The organism is Rhodococcus sp. OK519 (assembly GCF_003051005.1).
Classification (GTDB): Bacteria; Actinomycetota; Actinomycetes; order Mycobacteriales; family Mycobacteriaceae; genus Prescottella.
Window position 1 is genome coordinate 105964 of record NZ_QAOW01000004.1, and the last position, 4594, is coordinate 110557.

The 4594-nt window shown below is 69.7% G+C and carries 4 protein-coding genes; 3 read left to right on the forward strand and 1 reads right to left on the reverse strand.

What is annotated here, in order from left to right; genetic code table 11:
- The first annotated feature begins 2 nt into the window (after positions 1–2).
- From pabB to C8K36_RS12965, 3 genes are read left to right on the forward strand one after another with little or no spacing between them, the layout of a single operon-like run.
- Entirely contained in the window at positions 3–2138 is a 2136-nt protein-coding gene (pabB, locus tag C8K36_RS12955) for an aminodeoxychorismate synthase component I (protein WP_107985181.1), read from the forward strand.
- Entirely contained in the window at positions 2135–3058 is a 924-nt protein-coding gene (locus C8K36_RS12960; protein WP_107984908.1) for a prephenate dehydrogenase dimerization domain-containing protein, read from the forward strand. The genes pabB and C8K36_RS12960 overlap by 4 nt, the downstream gene beginning before the upstream one ends.
- A complete protein-coding gene (locus C8K36_RS12965; protein ID WP_107984909.1) occupies positions 3055–4053 on the forward strand; it encodes an AurF N-oxygenase family protein in 999 nt (332 codons plus the stop codon). Before C8K36_RS12960 ends, C8K36_RS12965 begins: the two co-directional genes overlap by 4 nt.
- A gap of 28 nt (positions 4054–4081) precedes the next feature.
- Here the strand turns inward: C8K36_RS12965 and C8K36_RS12970 are convergent, their stop codons facing one another.
- Entirely contained in the window at positions 4082–4468 is a 387-nt protein-coding gene (locus C8K36_RS12970; RefSeq protein WP_107985182.1) for a hypothetical protein, read from the reverse strand.
- Positions 4469–4594: the final 126 nt, after the last annotated feature.

Sequence of the window (4594 nt, forward strand, 5' to 3'; positions counted from 1 at the left end):
CCATGTCGACCCGCACACTCCTGATCGACAACTACGACTCGTTCACCTACAACCTCTACAGCCTGCTGTCGGAGGTCAACGGTGAACCACCTTGGGTCGTGCACAACGACGCCGACTGGGCGTCGGTGCCGCTCGACGACTTCGACAACATCGTCATCTCGCCCGGTCCGGGGCGCCCGGACCGCAAAAGGGATTTCGGGATCAGCGCGCGAGCCATCGCGAATCGGGAGATTCCGGTGCTGGGCGTGTGTCTGGGTCACCAGGGGCTCTGCCACCTGTTCGGTGGCAACGTGGGGCTGGCGCCGGCGCCGATGCACGGCCGGATCTCCACGATCCGGCACACCGGGACCGGGATCTTCACGGGGATCCCGTCGCCGTTCCAGGCGGTGCGCTACCACTCCCTCATCGTCGACGCGATGCCCCCGGAGCTCGACGAACTGGCGTGGACCGACGACGGCCTCATCATGGCCGCCAAGCATCGCGCACAGCCGTTGTGGGGCGTGCAATTCCATCCCGAGTCGATCTGTACGCAGTACGGGCGCGAGCTGCTCGGGAACTTCCGCGACCTCACTCCCACCCGGTCCGGCCGCCCGGTCGGTCGTCCGGCGTCCGCCGCGGTACCGGACGCGGCGCCCGCGATCGCCGAGCAGCCGCCGCGCTACCACGTGTCGAGTGTGCGGGTGGACCGCGCGGTCGATCCGCACGCGGTCTACAGCAACATGTTCGCGGACGGCCCCAACAGCTTCTGGCTCGACGGCAGCGCCGCCATCGAACCCGAGTCCCGCTTCTCGGTGTTGGGCGACTGTTCCGGCCCGCTCGCCGAGTTCATCACCTACCGGGTGGCGGAGACGACGGTGTGTGTGCAGCGCCAGGGTAGGCCCGACGAGCGTGTGCACCAGCGGTTCTTCGATTACATCGACGAGCAGCTCCGCACGCGTGCGGTGCCGCCGCTGCGGGATCTGCCGTTCGCGTTCGGCCTCGGCTACGTCGGGTATCTGGGGTACGAACTCAAGGCCGACGCCGGCAGTCAGCTGGTGCACTCCTCGCCGACCGCCGACGCGGCCTTCGTGTTCGCGGACCGCGCGGTGGTGATCGACCACCTCGGTGGCTGCTGTCACCTGCTCGCGCTGAGCGAGGAGGCAGACGATCCCGTCGTCGCGAAGTGGTTCGCGGACACCGAGTCTCGCATCCGGAAACTCGCCGAGGAGGTCGCGGCGCCGCCCCCGCACCCGCTGGTGAAACTCGAGGAAGACACGAAACCCCGCCTGCGGCACGGACGTGACGAGTACCTGGCGCTGGTGGGACAGTGCCTGGACGAGATTCGGTCCGGCGAGTCGTACGAGGTGTGCCTGACCAACGCGGCGACCGTGGACCGGGTGATCGACCCGCTGCTGAGTTACGAGACGCTCCGGGAGATCAGCCCCACCCCGTACAGTGCGCTGCTGCAGTTCTCGGGGGTGTCGGTGCTGAGCGCGTCCCCCGAGCGGTTCCTGCGGATCGGCGCCGACCGGGTGGTCGACTCGAAGCCGATCAAGGGCACGCGGCCCCGGGACGCCGAACCGGAGCGCGATGCCGCGCTGCGGCAGAACCTGCTCGACAGTGAGAAGGATCGCGCCGAGAACCTGATGATCGTCGATCTGGTCCGAAACGACCTGTCTCGGGTGTGCATTCCCGGGTCGGTGCACGTGCCGAAGCTGTTCGACGTCGAGACGTATGCGCCGGTGCACCAGCTGGTGTCGACGGTGCGCGGGACCCTCCGTGACGACGTGTCGGCCGTCGACTGCGTGCGAGCGGCGTTCCCCGGCGGCTCGATGACCGGGGCCCCGAAACTGCGGACGATGGAGATCATCGACAAGCTCGAGGAGGGTCCGCGGGGCGTCTACTCGGGCGCGATCGGGTACCTGTCGATCAACGGCACCGCCGACTTCTCCATCGTGATCCGCACGATGGTTGCGACCGACGACCACGTGACCTTCGGTGTCGGCGGTGCGATCGTGGCGCTCTCGGATCCCGAGGAGGAACTCGAGGAGACGATGGTCAAGGCCGTCACGATGCGGCGATGCCTGTCGGCCACCTCGGCGGATGGTGACGGCGAGGGCGGTGCGGAGGATGTCGCCGATCAGGTGGACGATCCGTGACCACACGTGCCGACCCCACCACGTGCGGGCTGGTGATCGTGGGCGGGGCGGGCGCGGTGGGCTCGCTGCTCGCGGAATCGGCACGCGTGGGTGGGGATTCGGTGACTGTGATCGACTCGGCCCCGCCGCGACCGGTGTGCGACGCGCTGCCCGGCGACGTCACCGCGCCGGGCGCGGAGATCCGCGCGGCCCTCGCCGGCGCCGACACGGTGATTCTCGCGGTCCCCGAGAGCGTGGCGCTCGACGCCGTCCCCATCGTCGACAGGCTGATGCGCCCCGGCGCGGTGCTGGTGGAGACGCTGTCCGTCAAGTCGCGGGTCCATCGCGTTCTGCACGAGGATGCCCCGACGCGGCCCGCGGTGGGGATCAATCCGATGTTCGCGCCGGGTCTGGGGATGCAGGGGCGGCCGGTCGCCGCGGTGATCCACCGCGACTCCCCCGACGTCGAGCGGTTTCTGGGTGCCGTGACCGGCTGGGGCGGACGGGTGATCCGGGTGAGCGCGGACGACCACGATCGCACCGCCGCGGCGACGCAGGCGCTCACCCACGCGGCGGTCCTCGGGTTCGGGTTGGCGCTCGGCGAACTCGCCGTCGACGCCGACACCCTGGTCGGGGCGGCGCCGCCGCCGCACGCGACGCTGCTGGCGCTGCTGGCGCGGATCGGTTCGGGTGCCCCCGAGGTGTACTACGACATCCAGGCAGGAAATCCGCACGCGGCCACGGCCCGGGCGGCTCTGGCCGCGGCGCTGCACCGACTGTCCGCGGCCGTCGCGCACGGCGACGAGCGCGAGTTCGGGGCGCTCATGGCGGCCGCGATCGCGCCGCTCGGCGACCATGGCGAGCACTACCGGACGCTGTGCGAGGACCTGTTCACCGGCCCGCTCGCGCCGGGCGATCGACCGGAGGGGGGAACACCGTGACCGACAACGTTTTCGGGGACGAGGCCGCCGAACATGAGAGGCTGCTGCGGTTGCCGTCGCTGCCGCCGTTCGACCCGTCCGATCGGGTGGAGAGCGCGGTCATCGGCGCTCTTGCCGGCAGTTGGCCGCGGCGCGCCGTCGTCAAGCGCCCCGAACCCGACCTCGACGACCTGTTCGACCCGGCGAAGGCGGACTACCCGCAGACGCTGATCCCCTTCCACGACCACGACCTGTTCGCGAAGGTGGACGAGCCGACGCGAGACCGGGTCCTGGCGTGGGCGTGGATCGGCTACAACAAGAACGTCATGGACGTCGAACAGTACGTGGTCAATCCGGGATTTCGGCTGCTGTCGCAGGACGCGTTCGGCACCGGACTCGGCGACCCGCTCACCATCGCGACGATGCAAGCGATGGTCGACGAGCAGTACCACACCCTCATGCACCTGAATGCGAGCGCGCTGACCCGGCGGCGGCGGGGCTGGGACCTACCGGAGAGCCGGCTGCCGTACGGGCCGACGGTCCGGCATCATCGAGCGGCCGTCGACGCCGCGGACTCCCCTCGGGGCGCGGCGCTGGTGTCGCTGGCGTTCACGACCGTCGCCGAGACCTCGATCAGCTCCTACCTGGGTCTGATGACCGACGACGAGGACCTGCAGCCGGTCAACCGCGCCACCGTCGTGCTGCACCGCCGCGACGAATACTGTCACTCCTCCATCGCCGGCGAGCTGCTGAAGATCGTGTTCGAGCGTCTGGGCGGCGACGACCGGCGAATCCTGCTGGCCGGACTCGCGGACGGGCTCGAGGCGTTCCGATCGAACGACTTCGCGACGTGGTCGGCGGTGTTGGAGCACGAGAACGTCCGCGGTGCGGACAGGATCGTCGCGGCCGCCGCGCACGACGCGGGCCGACAACGCTTGGTGCAGGACTGCAGCGCGATCCGGCGTCTGTGCGACGACCTCGGGGTGAGCGACGACGTTCCCTACGAGTGGTCGTGACGACCGCCCGTAGGGCGCCGGGCGCGGTTCACGGTGTCGCGTTGAGCCATTCGTAGAATGCGGGCTCCACGTTGGGGTTGGCGCCGGTGATCCCGTTGTAGGCGCCGATGCCGGCGCCGATGCCGGTGCCGAGAATGCAGCCGGCGATGAAGTTCGGGAAGATCGAGACACAGCCGACCGCCAGTCCCACCCCGGCACCGATCGCCATGCCGGCGGGGCCGCCGGTCTCCCATCCGATCTGAAGCTCGCGCATCAGGTTGTCCTGGGCGGTCTGCTTGTCGACGACGGGCTGCACGAGCGGGACGGCGGAGTCACCGGGCGTGGGGGCCGCGTAGGCGGTGCCGGCTCCCGCGCCGAGCGCCGCCACGACGAGAACCGATGCGGCCGCGGCCGTCGAGGCCTTCAGAAGCTTCATGACGCTCTCCAAACTGTGTGGATGGAACGCACTCCAGTCGTCCCGACGCTAGTCGCTGCGACGGTCCTTCGCCACGAATCTGCGGTGTCCGCGTTCTATGCGAAGTTTGTTGCGGCAGGACCGATT

Bases quoted from the DNA above. Each gene is read 5' to 3' on its own strand.
- C8K36_RS12970 (WP_107985182.1), bottom strand. From the start codon at position 4,468: ATGAAGCTTCTGAAGGCCTCGACGGCCGCGGCCGCATCGGTTCTCGTC.
- pabB (WP_107985181.1), top strand. From the start codon at position 3: ATGTCGACCCGCACACTCCTGATCGACAACTACGACTCGTTCACCTAC.